Source organism: Sphingopyxis sp. (genome assembly GCF_016793825.1).
GTDB lineage: Bacteria > Pseudomonadota > Alphaproteobacteria > Sphingomonadales > Sphingomonadaceae > Sphingopyxis.
In genome coordinates, this window is record NZ_JAEULM010000030.1 from 51,648 (window position 1) to 64,412 (window position 12,765).

Here is a 12,765-nt window from a genome sequence, read left to right on the forward strand (position 1 = left end):
GTGGGGCGACCAAATGTGTCAGCGCTTCTATTCATAAGCTTCGCGATACTTTTTGACGACGCGCAGCGCGACGATGTTGAGCAGCAGCGTGACGAGGAACAGCACAAGGCCCAGCGCGAACGCGGCCAGCGTTTTCGCGCTGTCGAATTCCTGGTCGCCGGTCAGCAGCTTGACGATCTGCGCCGTCACCGTGGTGACGCTGGCAAAGGGATTGGCGGTCAGGTTCGCGGAAAGACCCGCTGCCATCACGACGATCATCGTTTCGCCGATCGCGCGGCTGACCGCCAGCAAGATACCGCCCATCACGCCGGGCAGCGCGGCGGGGATCAGCACCTGGCGGATCGTCTCGTTCGGCGTCGCGCCGAGTGCCAGCGATCCGTCGCGCATCGCCTGCGGGACCGCGTTGATGCTGTCGTCGGCCATCGACGAGACAAAGGGAATGATCATCACCCCCATCACGATGCCCGCGGCCAGCGCGCTTTCGGTGGAGGCGTTGGGAATCCCCAGCATCACCGCAAATTCGCGCAGCGCCGGCGCGATCGTCAGCGCGGCGAAATAGCCGTAAACGACGGTCGGTACGCCGGCGAGGATTTCCAGCAGCGGCTTCACCCAGCGGCGGACCGCGGGTGCGGCATATTGGGTGAGGTAAACGGCGGTCATCATGCCGATCGGGATCGCGACGATCATCGCGATGATCGCGCCGATCAGGATCGTGCCCCAGAACAGCGGGATGCCGCCAAAGGTGTCGTCCTGCGGCGCGCCGCTGGTCGGCGCCCAATGGGTTCCGAACAACAGTTCGGTCGGCGGCACGAGGCGAAAGAAGCGGATCGATTCAAAGAGCAGCGACAGGACGATGCCGAAAGTCGTCAGGATCGCGACAAGCGACGCGACGAGCAGCAACGCCATGACGATCTTTTCGACCCTCGTTCGCGCGCGGAAATCGGGGCGGATGCGCGTGAAGGCATAGAGGCCGCCGGCCAGCGCGAGCGCCAGCATCGCCGCGATGCCGATCCAGGCATAGCTGTGTGTTGCGTCGGCATAGGGCCGGACCAGCGCCGCCGCGGCGGGAATGCGTACTGTCGCCTGATGGCCCTCGGCCACATTGCGTGCGTCGGACAGGATCGCCCCGCGCTCGAAACCGAAGGCGGGCAGGTTCTGCGCCGCGTCGGAGGCCAGGACGCTGTTGGTGATCAGCGCGGGCGACACGCTCGACCACACCGCCAGGAAGATCGCGGCCGGGGCGAACAGCCACAGCGCGACATACCAGCCATGATATTGCGGCCGCGAGTGCAGCTTGGCACCCGTACGTCCCGCGAGCAGCGCCGATCGCGCCCGGCCGGCAAGCCAGCCGATCAGGGCGAGACCCGCTATCAGAAGCAGAAGGGCGGCGGCGTTGAAGGTCACGTGTCTCTCATCAAACCGTTCCCGTCATTGCGAGAAGCGTAGCGACGGAGCAATTTCCAGCCATCGAAATGCTGGACGCTCGCCGGATATTGCTTCGCTTCGCTCGCAATGACGATTAAAAAGGGGCGGTGGCCGGACCGGACGAAGCCGCCCGGCCACCATCGCGAGCAACCTTATTTCAGCACCGACCCGTCGAGCACGGTCATATTCTTGGCATTGGCCGTCGCCGTATCGGCGATCGCCTTCGGCGAAACGACCAGCCCCTTCGGCGCCAGATAGCCGCCTTCGGCCGAACCCTTCAGGAATTCCGCGACATATTCGGCCAGACCGGGGATCACGCCGACATGCGCCTTCTTGACATAGATGAACAGCGGACGCGATCCCGGATAGCTGCCGTCGGCGATCGCGGCATAGGTCGGCGCGACACCCTGTACGGGCACTGCCTTGATCTTGTCCTTGTTAGCGTCGAGATAGCTGAAGCCAAATATGCCGAGGCTGGTCGGGTTCTTGTCCAGCTTCGAGATGATGAGATTGTCGTTCTCGCCCTGCTCGACATAGAAGGGCGCGCCGCGCAGCGTCGTGCAGGTCGCCTCATGCTTGTCCTTGTCGCTTTCCTTCAGCGCCTTCATGTCCGGATTGGCGTCGCAACCCTTGCCCAGGATCAGCTCCTTGAACGCATCGTAAGTGCCGCTGGTCGATGGCGGACCAAAGACCGAGATGGCGACCGCGGGGAGGGCGGGGTTCACGTCCTTCCACGTCTTCGCGGTGTTCGGCTTGCCATAGGGGTTCGCCGCGAGTGCTTTGTACACATCTTCTTCCGACAGCTTGAAGCCGGGGCCGCGCTGCGCTTCGCCCAGTGCGATACCGTCGATGCCGACCTGGATTTCGACGATGTCCTTGACGCCATTCTTGGCACAGGTGTCGAATTCCTTCTTCTTTATGCGGCGCGAGGCGTTCGCGATGTCGGGCGTGTCACCGCCAACACCGGCGCAGAACCGCTCGAAGCCGCCGCCGGTGCCGGTGCTGTCGATCTTCGGCACCTTGTTGCCGGTGGCTTCCGCGAACTTTTCGCCGACGGAGGTGGCAAAGGGATAGACGGTCGAGGAACCGACCGCGCTGATATAATCACGCGCGCCGCCACCCGAGGACGCCTGATCCTGGCACGCGGAAAGCGCCAAGGCGCACGTCGCGGCGCCGGCGATAAGGGCAAATTTCTTCACCATGAGACAATCCTGTCGGGGGTCGTTACCGAACCAAGCCACCACCCCCGCGGCGACTCGCTGAGCCGCCAATGGGGGATTCGTGTGACGTGTTTGTGACAGGGAATGTCATATAAGTGTCATGGTAAGAGTGGCGAGCCGCGTTGAATTTTTCTTCCAACGGTTCGCGACCGATTGCCGCTGGGGCGGATTGCAAGGCTCGGCATGGATTCGAACCTGCATTCGTCCTAAATGCCAGCTTTGCACGGAAGGCGGCTATCCCATGATCCTCATTACCGGCCACGTCATCATGACCCCCGAACATCGCGAGCACGCGATCGCGCTCGGCGCTGAGCATAGTGCGCGGTCGCGAGCCGAAGCGGGGTGCCTGGCGCACAACTGCCATGTCGATGTCGAGGACCCGCTGCGGCTTGTCTTCGTGGAGGAGTGGGAGAGCGTCGATGCGGTGCGTGCCCATTTCGCGGTGCCCGCGTCGGGCGCCTTTGTGGCCGAAATGCGCGCGCTGTCGCCAGAGCCGCCAGTGATCCGGATTTTTGCCGCCGAGGATGTTACCGCGAAGCTGATGGGGTGACCGTCTTCTCCCCTCCCGCCTGCGGGAGGGGTTGGGGGATGGGTCGCGAGCGATGGCGAGCATTCGGGGTTGCATTGCCCATGCCGCTGCGACTAGCGAACATGTCGCAAGTCTCGCTGCCCTTCCCGCTTGCGGGCGGGGAAGAGGTTAGCCGGGGGCATATGAGCGGGTTCGAATTCATCTTTTCGCTGTTCGGGCTGATCCTTGGCCTCGCGCTGGCCGAGGGGCTGGGCGGGCTGGCGCGCGCGCTGAAGGCCAGCCACAAGGTGCGCATCGGGTGGCCGACCGCATTGCTCGGCCTGTTCGTGTCGTGCGACGTCGTGACCTTCTGGATGTACGGCTGGGCGATGCAAGGTCAGTTGCCGCTCGGCTGGCCGGTGATGTTCGGGGGCTTTGTCGTTACCGCTATCTATTATGTCGCCGCGTCGCTGGTATTTCCCGACGACCCCGAGGGGTGGAGCGATCTGAACGCCCATTTCGACAAGCACCGGCGCAAGGTGATCGGCGGCATTTTCCTGTGCAACATCGCGCTGATCGTCACTTATGGCGTGCTCGTGGACGTCCCGCCCTTTGACCTGCGCCGGATCGTCATCACCTGGAGCTTCTTTCCCGCCGCGGCCGTTGCGATCTGGGCAAAGGACCGGCGCGTCGTCATCGCCTGCCTGATCTGGCTGATCGCCACTTATCCGCTGTCGGCGGTGTGGCATTGACGGCCGACTGACGCCCGCGTCCTCGTCACCCTCGAACGAGGCCCGTGCCTCGGCCGACTTTATCCGAGATCCATGACTTCGGCGCCGTGGTGGATCCCGGATCAAGTCCGGGATGACGAGGTTGCGGGACAGGCCCTCCCCCAAACCCCTCCCTGAAGGGAGGGGCTTAGCTATTTCAGCAACGGTGCTAAATACTGCCCGGTGAAGCTGCGCTTTTCCTTCACCACTTGCTCGGGTGTTCCCGCCGCGACGATCTCGCCGCCCTTGACCCCGCCTTCGGGGCCGAGGTCGAGGATGTAGTCGGCGGTCTTGATGACGTCGAGGTTATGCTCGATCACCACGACGCTGTTGCCCTGATCGACCAGCGCCTGCAGCACTTCGAGCAATTTGCGCACATCCTCGAAATGCAGCCCGGTCGTCGGCTCGTCGAGGATGTAGAGCGTCTGTCCCGTCGAGCGGCGCGATAGCTCCTTGGCCAGCTTGACGCGCTGCGCCTCGCCGCCCGAAAGGGTCGTCGCCTGCTGCCCCACCTTGATGTAACCAAGCCCGACACGAACGAGCATCGCCATCTTGTCGCGGATCGCGGGGACCGCCTTGAAGAACTCAGCCGCGTCCTCGACCGTCATGTCGAGGACGTCGGCGATGCTGAGTCCCTTGAACTTCACTTCAAGGGTTTCGCGATTGTAGCGTTTGCCGTGGCACGTCTCGCACGTCACATAGACGTCAGGCAGGAAGTGCATCTCGATCTTGATCAGTCCGTCGCCGGTGCAGGTTTCGCAGCGACCGCCCTTGACGTTGAAGCTGAAACGCCCGGGCTTGTACCCGCGCGCCTGGCTTTCGGGCAGGCCCGCGAACCAGTCGCGGATGATCGTGAAGGCGCCGGTGTACGTGGCGGGGTTCGAGCGCGGAGTGCGACCGATCGGCGACTGGTCGATGTCGATGACCTTGTCGCAATGTTCCAGCCCCTTCAGGCTGTCGTGCGGTCCCGCGACCATGCGCGCGCCGTTGAGTACGCGCGCCGCGCTGGCATAGAGGGTGTCGATGATCAGGCTCGACTTGCCCGATCCCGACAATCCGGTGACGCAGGTAAAGGTGCCGAGCGGGATCTTCGCGGTGACATTGTTCAGGTTGTTCGCGCGTGCGCCCTTCAGCACCAGGTCGAAGCCGTTGCCGGGACGGCGGCGTTTCGGCACCTCGATCCTCTTCGCGCCCGTCAGATAGGCTGCGGTCAGGCTGTTGGTATTGGCAAGGACTTCGTCCAGCGTACCCTCGGCGACGATTTCGCCGCCGTGCAGGCCCGCGCCGGGACCCATGTCGACGACATAATCGGCGTGGCGGATCGCATCTTCGTCATGTTCGACGACAATCACGGTGTTGCCGAGGTCGCGGAGGCGCTTCAGCGTCGCGAGCAGGCGGTCGTTGTCGCGCTGATGCAGGCCGATCGATGGTTCGTCGAGGACGTAAAGCACGCCCGAAAGCCCCGATCCGATCTGCGAGGCGAGGCGGATACGCTGGCTTTCCCCGCCGCTGAGCGTGCCGCTGGTGCGATTGAGGTTGAGGTAGTCAAGCCCGACATTGTTGAGGAAGCCAAGCCGCTCGTTGATTTCCTTCAGAATGGCTTTGGCGATCTGGCGCTGGGTATCGTTCAGTTTCTCGTCGAGCGTGCTGAACCAGCTCAGCGCGTCGGCAACGCTGCGCTGGGCCGACAGGCTGATGTCCTCGCCTGCGATCTTCACCGCCAGCGGTTCGGGGCGCAGCCGCGCGCCGTGGCAGGTCTCGCACGGCTGCGGCGTCTGATACTTGCTGAGTTCCTCGCGCATCCAGGCGCTTTCGGTCTGCAGCAGGCGGCGGTTGAGATTGCCGATCACCCCTTCGAACGCCTTGTGCGTCGTGTAGCTGCGCTTGCCGTCCTTGAACGTCAGTTCGACGGGCTTGCCGCCGCTGCCATAGAGGATGATCAGTTGTACCTCGCCGGACAAATCCTGCCACGGCGTCGTGAGGTCGAAGCCATAGGCTTTGCCAAGGCTTTCGAGCACCTGCATATAATAAGGCGAGGGCGGGTTCGACTTGGCCCACGGCACCACCGCGCCCTTTTTCAAGGACAGCGCATGGTTCGGGACGACCAGGTCGGGGTCGAATTCCTGCCGTTCGCCCAGCCCGTCGCAGGCGGGGCAAGCGCCCTGCGGCGCGTTGAAGCTGAACAGTCGCGGTTCGATCTCCGCGATCGTGAAGCCCGAGACCGGGCAGGCGAATTTCTCCGAGAAGATGATGCGATTGGCAGGAATGCCGGCGCCCTTCATGGCCCCGCCCATATCCTCTTCCTCACGGCCCGGCACCGGTCCGTCCGCAAGGTCGACATAGGCCAGCCCCTCGGCAAGCTTCAGCGCGGTCTCGAAGCTGTCGGCGAGCCGCGTGCCAAGGCCTTCGCGAACCGCGATGCGATCGACGACGACCTCGATGTCATGCTTGAACTTCTTGTCCAGCGCCGGCGCGTCGCCAATCTCGTGAAACTCTCCGTCGATGCGGGCGCGCGTGAAGCCTTCCTTCTGCCATTGCGCGAGTTCCTTCTTATATTCGCCCTTGCGACCGCGGACGACCGGCGCGAGCAGATAAGCGCGCGTACCCTCGGGCAGTTCCATCACGCGATCGACCATCTGGCTGACCGTCTGCGCGCTGATCGGTTCACCGGTCGTCGGCGAATAGGGAATGCCGACGCGCGCCCACAGCAGGCGCATATAATCGTAGATTTCGGTGACCGTTGCGACCGTCGAGCGGGGATTTCGCGAGGTCGTCTTCTGTTCGATGCTGATCGCCGGCGACAGGCCGTCGATATGTTCGACGTCGGGCTTTTGCATCATTTCGAGGAACTGACGGGCATAGGCCGACAAGCTCTCGACATACCGACGTTGCCCCTCGGCATAGATGGTGTCGAAGGCGAGCGATGACTTGCCGCTTCCCGAAAGCCCGGTGATGACGATCAGCGCGTCGCGCGGCAGATCGACGTCGATGCCCTTGAGATTATGTTCGCGCGCCCCGCGAACCTTGATGTGGGTGAGACTCATGGGAGGAGTATGTTCCAGATTTGTTCTTAACGCGCAAGAGGCGCGAATTGGTTGGGAAGATGGGAGCCGACGCCGAAGCGCGCAAGGGCGAACAGGACGTCTTTGTGTATTGCTTATATAATACACTAATGCTAGTTTCTCCCGGACTGGAGAGGCGATGGCGGCGTTGGTGGAATTGGGATCGGAGCGTTGGCTGAAGCCCGGACGCTATCGGTGGCTTCGTGCGCTGGCGTTCCTCGCTGTCCTGGCGGTCGCCTGCATCCTGGCGTTCAATCTGGCCGCCGATGCAACGCTCCGTCTTGCGGCGATGTTGGCGGGTGAACCCTTCACGACCCGCGCGGCCGCGCCGTCCGGCGCCCGGCTGTCGGCGGTGTTGGTCGGATCGGTGGGGATGCTCGGCACTTATGCGCTGGCGGTGCGGCTTGGTGAGGGGCGTGCGGCGCGCGAAATCGATCCGAAGCGGGCGCCGCGCGAACTGGCGTTGGGCATTGCGATCGGCGGCGCTATCATGGCGATCATCATCGGTGTGATGTGGAGCGCCGGCTGGGTCGTCATTTCCGCGGCGCCAATCACTGGCGTCGCCGAAGCGATGAAGCAGGCGATCCAGTCGGCCGTGATCGAGGAAACGCTGATGCGAATCATCATTTTTCGCATGTTGTGGCGCGCTTTCGGTGTGTGGCCGGCCTTGCTGTCGACCGCCATTCTGTTCGGCGGACTCCATCTGGCAAACCCCGACGCCAGCCTGTTCGGGGCGATCTGCCTCATCGCTGGCGAGGGGATCGGTGCCGGCCTGTATCTGCTGACCGGGCGCGTGTGGATGTCGATCGGCATGCACGCGGGCTGGAACTTTGCGCTTGGCTGGTTGTTCGGCAGCGCGGTTTCGGGCCTGGACAGCTTCGTGAGCGGGCCGCTGCGGATGCATCCGGCGGAAGGGGTGACGACGCTGCTCAGCGGGGGAGGGTTCGGCCCGGAGGCCTCGGTTGCCGCGTTCGTCGTCTCGCTGGCGGGCAGCCTGATCTGCCTGACGCTGGCGTGGCGAAAGGGGCGGCTCCAAGCATAGCGGGCGCCCGGCTTTCCACCAACATCCCAAAGACTTCGACCAGCGTCCGGTCGCTCGCTTGACGCCTTGGAGCGCGGAGCGGACAAGGATAGCCATGTGCGCCGTCCTGCCGGACGGCGCGGGACATGAGGGAGACCGGGGATGAAGAAGCTTTTTGCAGGTGCGGCGGGGATTGCCATTGCCGTATCGCTCGCGGCGACGCCCGCCGCCGCGCGCCAGATCGCCGCTGAGGCGACACTGGCCGCGAAGGCCGACGATGACGGCGCCGTACCCGCCAAGGACGAGGGGTCGCTTAACGCGCTCACATTCGGTAGCTGGGGGGTCGATCTCGGCGCGCGCGACACGAGCGTCAGGCCGGGTGACGATTTCGACAGATATGCCAACGGCGGGTGGTTCGCGCGAACCGAAATTCCGTCCGATCAGGCGTCGGCAGGGGTCGACTACGACGTCTACAACCTGACGCAGCGCCAGCTTCGCCAGCTTGTTACCGGAGCGCCCGCAACGAGCCAGGTGGGCGGACTGTATCAAAGCTTCCTCGACGAAGCGCGCGTCGATGCGCTTGGCGCCAAGCCGGTGATGGTGGACGTCAATGCGGTCGCCGCGATCAAGGACAAGAGCGCGATGGCGCGCTTCATGGGTACGACGCAAGGGACCTTCGGGTCGACGATCGTCAGCGGCGGGCCTTATGCCGACACCAACGACCCCACGGTCAATGTGCTGTGGCTGGGGCAGGCCGGATTGGGCCTTCCCGAGCGCGACTATTATCTGAACGACAGCTTCAAGCCGCAGCGCGACGCCTATCGCAACTACATCGCCCGCACGATGAAGATGGTCGGCAACGCCGCGCCGGAGAAGGCGGCTGACGCGATCATGGCGTTCGAGACCGAAATCGCGAAGGCCAGTTGGGCGATCGCCGATCGCCGCGACATCGGCAAGATCAACAACCCGATGTCGTCGGACGAGCTGGCGGCCTATGCGCCGGGGCTGGACTGGAAGGCGTGGTTCGAGGGTGCCGGCATCGCGCCGCAGCAGCGGATCATCGTCAATGAAAACACCGCTATCCGCGACATCGCGGCGCTCTATGCCAAGACGCCCCTCGATACGATCAAGCTGTGGCAGCAATTCCACATTGCCGACAATGCCGCGCCTTATCTTTCGAAAGCGTTCGTCGATAGCCGCTTTGAATATACCAAGGTGCTGAGCGGGGTCGGCGAACTTCGTCCGCGCTGGAAGCGCGGATTGACGCTGGTCGACGGCAGCCTCGGCGAATTGGTCGGCGAGACCTATTCGAAGCAGTATTTTCCGGCCAGTGCGAAGGCAAAGATGGAAGCGCTCGTCGTCAACCTGAAGCTTGCGATGGGCGACCGTATCCGAAACAATAGCTGGATGGCGCCGGAGACCAAGACGGCGGCGCTTGCCAAGCTCGAAAAGATGGACGTCATGGTCGGCTATCCCGACAAATGGCGCGACTATTCGGGTCTGAAAATCGATCCCACCGACCTCTATGGCAATGTGAAGCGCAGCGCGGCGTTCGAATATGCCTATGCGCTGTCCGATCTGAACAAGCCGGTGGACCGCAAGAAATGGTCGATGAATCCGCAGGAAGTGAACGCCTATAACGGTGGGCTGGAGAACAAGATCGTGTTCCCTGCCGGCATCCTTCAGGCGCCCTATTTCAGCGAAAGCGTCGACGATGCGGTCAATTACGGCGCGATCGGAGCGGTGATCGGGCACGAGATCACCCACGGCTTTGACGACCAGGGGCGCAAGATCGATGCAAACGGTGCGGTTCGCGACTGGTGGACCGCCGCCGATGCCGCCCGTTTCGAGGCGCAGGCCAAGGGTTTTGGCGCGCAATACGCAACCTATGAGGCGGCACCTGGCGCCTTCATCAACCCGGACCTGACGATGGGGGAAAATATCGCCGATCTTGCCGGGCTGGAGGTCGCCTATGACGCCTATCACCGGTCGTTGAACGGCAAGGAAGCGCCGGTGATCGACGGGCTGACGGGCGATCAGCGCTTCTTCCTCGCTTTTGCGCAGGCGTGGCGCGACAAGGCGCGTGAGGATTCGGTCAAGCAACAGGTCGCGAGTGACCCGCACAGCCCAGCCCGCTGGCGGATCATCGGCCCGGTCCGCAACGTCGATGCCTGGTACAAGGCGTTCAACGTCACGCCCGACAGCAAATATTACATCAAGCCCGAAGCGCGCACGCGCATCTGGTAAAGGCCCGTTCCTCCCTGTGCCATGGGCACGGGGAGGGCGGCCGCGACCCGCAGGTTTCCGCCGCCCGTGCCCGAATGGTCGGGCGCTTGATGGCTCCTCTCGCTCTCGCGGGGAATCTGCCCTAATGCCGTTGCATGACTCCACCGACCACCCGATCCCGGTTTACGGCTCGGGGTGGGAACGGATTGCGGGGGCGGACGTTGGACCGGGCAGGTGCCTCGATGGAAGGAGAGCTTCGATGATCAGGACGATTTTCACGGCAGTGGCGGGGTTTGCGTTGCTTGCGGGGGCACAGGCGGGCGCGATGCAGAAGCAGCCCGACGGCACAACGGCCGAAGAGCGCGCCAATACTGCGCGATTGAATGCCGAGCAGCAGGCGAAGGCGCAGGCTGAAACCGATGCCTATAATGCGCGCGTTGCGGCAGCGGCGCAGACCGAAGCGGCGGCGCAGGCAACCTATGCACAGGAAACCGCGGCTTACGAGGCTGAAAAGGCGCGCGTAGCGGCGCTGTCGGCGGAAGAGCGGATGAAGTGGGAGGCCGACGTCGCGGCCTGCAAGGCCGGCGAAGCCGCGCGTTGCGCGCACCCCCAACCCGAACCCCGGAACTGATCGCTACTGCGGCGGGACAGAAGGCTCCGGCGGTTCGCCGGGGCCTTCTTTCTGCTTGGCCGTCGGTCCCGCGGCCGGGTCGGGAAGTTCAACCGGCACGATCATCCTGGGGACCGGCATCGCGGGGACGGGGGCGCCGCCGGGCAGGGGCGCGGGGTCGGGAAAACGCCCACCATAACGATATTCGTCGTCGGCCTTAAGGCGCGGCGCCGGCGGATCGATATCCACAGCATCCAGTTCGCGGAACGGTTCGCTCATCCGGCGATCATGCTCCTCGCGAAGCCGGCGGCCCACTCCATAGCTGTCGGCACAGCCGGGGCAGGGTATGGCGGAGGCGTCCGCGCTGCTGACCAGCGCATCGGGGTTCGAGCTAAGCCCAGCAAAGGACGGGGCTTCGCTCCCGCCGCCGCGCAGGCCGTCGCCTACCGCCAGCACCCCGAGCAGAGCGCCGGTACCGAGTCCCGCAGCCGCCAGCACGGAGGCCAACATCAGCCGCCGCATGGAGGCATCGCGACTCGCGGCCGACTTGCGCTTCCTTGCCATGCGGCAAGAAGGCCATGATGAACGCCGGATTACAAGCTTTCGGCCACTGGTCGATGCGCGGGCGCGCTTCGTCCTTCCAATCGATGGCGTCTCGGGGCCGGTCGAACCGTGCGTGCGATCGGCATGGCGATCCGGCATTTCCGGTTTGCGGGATGCGGGAGGGTCTTGGTCTTCCCCGGTTCCAATCTCTTTCGTGTCCCGCATCATCATCCCCCAGATGAGAGGACGCTCCCCATGTCGAAACTATCCCTGATCCTGATCGCAGCCCTTGCAGGCAGCGCGGCCAGCCCCGCTTTCGCCCAAGATGGCGATGAGCGGCCAACCGCAACGGTCCGCTACGACGACCTCAACCTGTCGACCGCCGCGGGCCGTGAACGGCTCGATACCCGTGTCCGCATGGCGATCCGGTCGATGTGTGCGGTCGATCCCCGTCCATCGCTGCGCCAGCGTGCGGAAGGTCGTGAATGCGAAGCTATCGCGAAACGCAGTGTCGATCCTCAGGTCGCGGCGCTCTACAATGGCAGCCATGCGCGGTTCGCGAGCGAAAAGCCGCCGGTGGTCGCCGCTCCCTGACGGCAAACGGCGACGAAGGCGGCCATGCCCCGGTGGCATGGCCGCCTGTTCGCATTAGGCGTGCATGATCGCCTTGACGTCGTGCAGGTAGGTCCGCCCGATCCGGTGGATGCCACCTTCGCCCAGATCGACGCTCCACGCACCGTCGCCATGGTGTTTGAGCCCGACGATACCGCCGCGGCGGATCATCTTCGATCGGTGGATACGCATGAACTGGTCGGGGTCCATCCGCGCCTCCAGCGATTTGATCGTCTGGTGAATAAGCCAGCTACGGCCGCCTACATGAAGGCGCATATAATCACGTTCGGCCTCGATCAAATCGACCTGGGCGGCATCGATCCGCAGCATCTCGCCGCGATTCTGGACCCAGAATTCGGTAATCCACTTGCTCTTCTGCTTTGGCGCCCGATCGGCGGAGCGCCACTCGCGGACACGTCCGAGCGCGCGCGAAAGGCGGTCGGGCGAAACCGGCTTCAGCAGATAGTCGACCGCCGCGACGTCGAAGGCGGCGACGGCATATTGATCGAAAGCGGTGACGAAGACGACGGCGGGTGGATTGTCGAGTTTGTCCAGTGCGGCGGCAACGGCAAGGCCGTTGAGGTCGGGCATCGCGATGTCGCACAGGACGAGGTCGGGCGCCAGCGCATCGACCATGCGGAGCGCGGAGGCTCCGTCGCTCGCGGTACCGACGAGCGATACACCGTCCTGCTGCCCCGCCAGGATCTGGAGTCGTTCGATTGCGAGCGGTTCGTCGTCGACAATCAGGGTTCGAAGCGTCTGCATCAT

General features: G+C 64.0%; 11 protein-coding genes. 6 read left to right on the plus strand and 5 right to left on the minus strand.

The window, feature by feature from the left end; genetic code table 11:
- Positions 1–27 precede the first annotated feature (27 nt).
- Positions 28–1,404: a phosphate ABC transporter permease subunit PstC gene (gene pstC / locus JNM03_RS08950; protein WP_294036106.1), complete on the minus strand. Its 1,377-nt coding sequence runs from the start codon at positions 1,402–1,404 to the stop codon at positions 28–30.
- Between the two features lie 173 nt (positions 1,405–1,577).
- On the minus strand, positions 1,578–2,627 hold the full coding sequence (locus JNM03_RS08955) for a substrate-binding domain-containing protein (RefSeq protein ID WP_294036107.1): 1,050 nt from the start codon (positions 2,625–2,627) through the stop codon (positions 1,578–1,580).
- A 259-nt stretch (positions 2,628–2,886) separates the two neighbouring features.
- Here JNM03_RS08955 and JNM03_RS08960 point away from each other — a divergent pair, with 259 nt between their 5' ends.
- Both JNM03_RS08960 and JNM03_RS08965 read left to right on the plus strand, forming a co-directional pair.
- The gene (locus JNM03_RS08960; RefSeq protein ID WP_294036108.1) at positions 2,887–3,195 is read left to right on the plus strand and encodes a putative quinol monooxygenase; all 309 of its coding nucleotides are present in this window, start codon (positions 2,887–2,889) and stop codon (positions 3,193–3,195) included.
- A gap of 101 nt (positions 3,196–3,296) precedes the next feature.
- Positions 3,297–3,905, plus strand: coding sequence for a hypothetical protein (locus JNM03_RS08965; protein ID WP_294036109.1), 609 nt, complete (start codon positions 3,297–3,299; stop codon positions 3,903–3,905).
- A gap of 170 nt (positions 3,906–4,075) precedes the next feature.
- Here JNM03_RS08965 and uvrA read toward each other — a convergent pair whose 3' ends face one another.
- The gene (gene uvrA, locus JNM03_RS08970; RefSeq protein WP_294036110.1) at positions 4,076–6,967 is read right to left on the minus strand and encodes an excinuclease ABC subunit UvrA; all 2,892 of its coding nucleotides are present in this window, start codon (positions 6,965–6,967) and stop codon (positions 4,076–4,078) included.
- 157 nt (positions 6,968–7,124) lie between these two features.
- Here uvrA and JNM03_RS08975 point away from each other — a divergent pair, with 157 nt between their 5' ends.
- The 3 genes from JNM03_RS08975 to JNM03_RS08985 all read left to right on the plus strand — a co-directional run bounded on the left by JNM03_RS08975 (position 7,125) and on the right by JNM03_RS08985 (position 10,863).
- Positions 7,125–8,027 carry a CPBP family intramembrane glutamic endopeptidase gene (locus tag JNM03_RS08975; RefSeq protein WP_294036111.1) on the plus strand — a complete coding sequence of 301 codons (903 nt, stop codon included), beginning with the start codon at positions 7,125–7,127 and terminating at the stop codon, positions 8,025–8,027.
- A gap of 141 nt (positions 8,028–8,168) precedes the next feature.
- Positions 8,169–10,253: a M13 family metallopeptidase gene (locus JNM03_RS08980; protein WP_294036112.1), complete on the plus strand. Its 2,085-nt coding sequence runs from the start codon at positions 8,169–8,171 to the stop codon at positions 10,251–10,253.
- Positions 10,254–10,491: 238 nt separating this feature from the next.
- Positions 10,492–10,863 carry a hypothetical protein gene (locus JNM03_RS08985; protein WP_294036113.1) on the plus strand — a complete coding sequence of 124 codons (372 nt, stop codon included), beginning with the start codon at positions 10,492–10,494 and terminating at the stop codon, positions 10,861–10,863.
- A 3-nt stretch (positions 10,864–10,866) separates the two neighbouring features.
- On the opposite strand, the gene JNM03_RS08990 is transcribed toward JNM03_RS08985, so the two are convergent.
- A complete protein-coding gene (locus JNM03_RS08990) occupies positions 10,867–11,352 on the minus strand; it encodes a hypothetical protein (protein WP_294036114.1) in 486 nt (161 codons plus the stop codon).
- 288 nt (positions 11,353–11,640) lie between these two features.
- Between JNM03_RS08990 and JNM03_RS08995 the strand changes: the two genes are divergently transcribed.
- Positions 11,641–11,979 carry a UrcA family protein gene (locus tag JNM03_RS08995; protein WP_294036115.1) on the plus strand — a complete coding sequence of 113 codons (339 nt, stop codon included), beginning with the start codon at positions 11,641–11,643 and terminating at the stop codon, positions 11,977–11,979.
- A gap of 54 nt (positions 11,980–12,033) precedes the next feature.
- On the opposite strand, the gene JNM03_RS09000 is transcribed toward JNM03_RS08995, so the two are convergent.
- Positions 12,034–12,765 carry a LytTR family DNA-binding domain-containing protein gene (locus tag JNM03_RS09000; RefSeq protein ID WP_294036116.1) on the minus strand — a complete coding sequence of 244 codons (732 nt, stop codon included), beginning with the start codon at positions 12,763–12,765 and terminating at the stop codon, positions 12,034–12,036.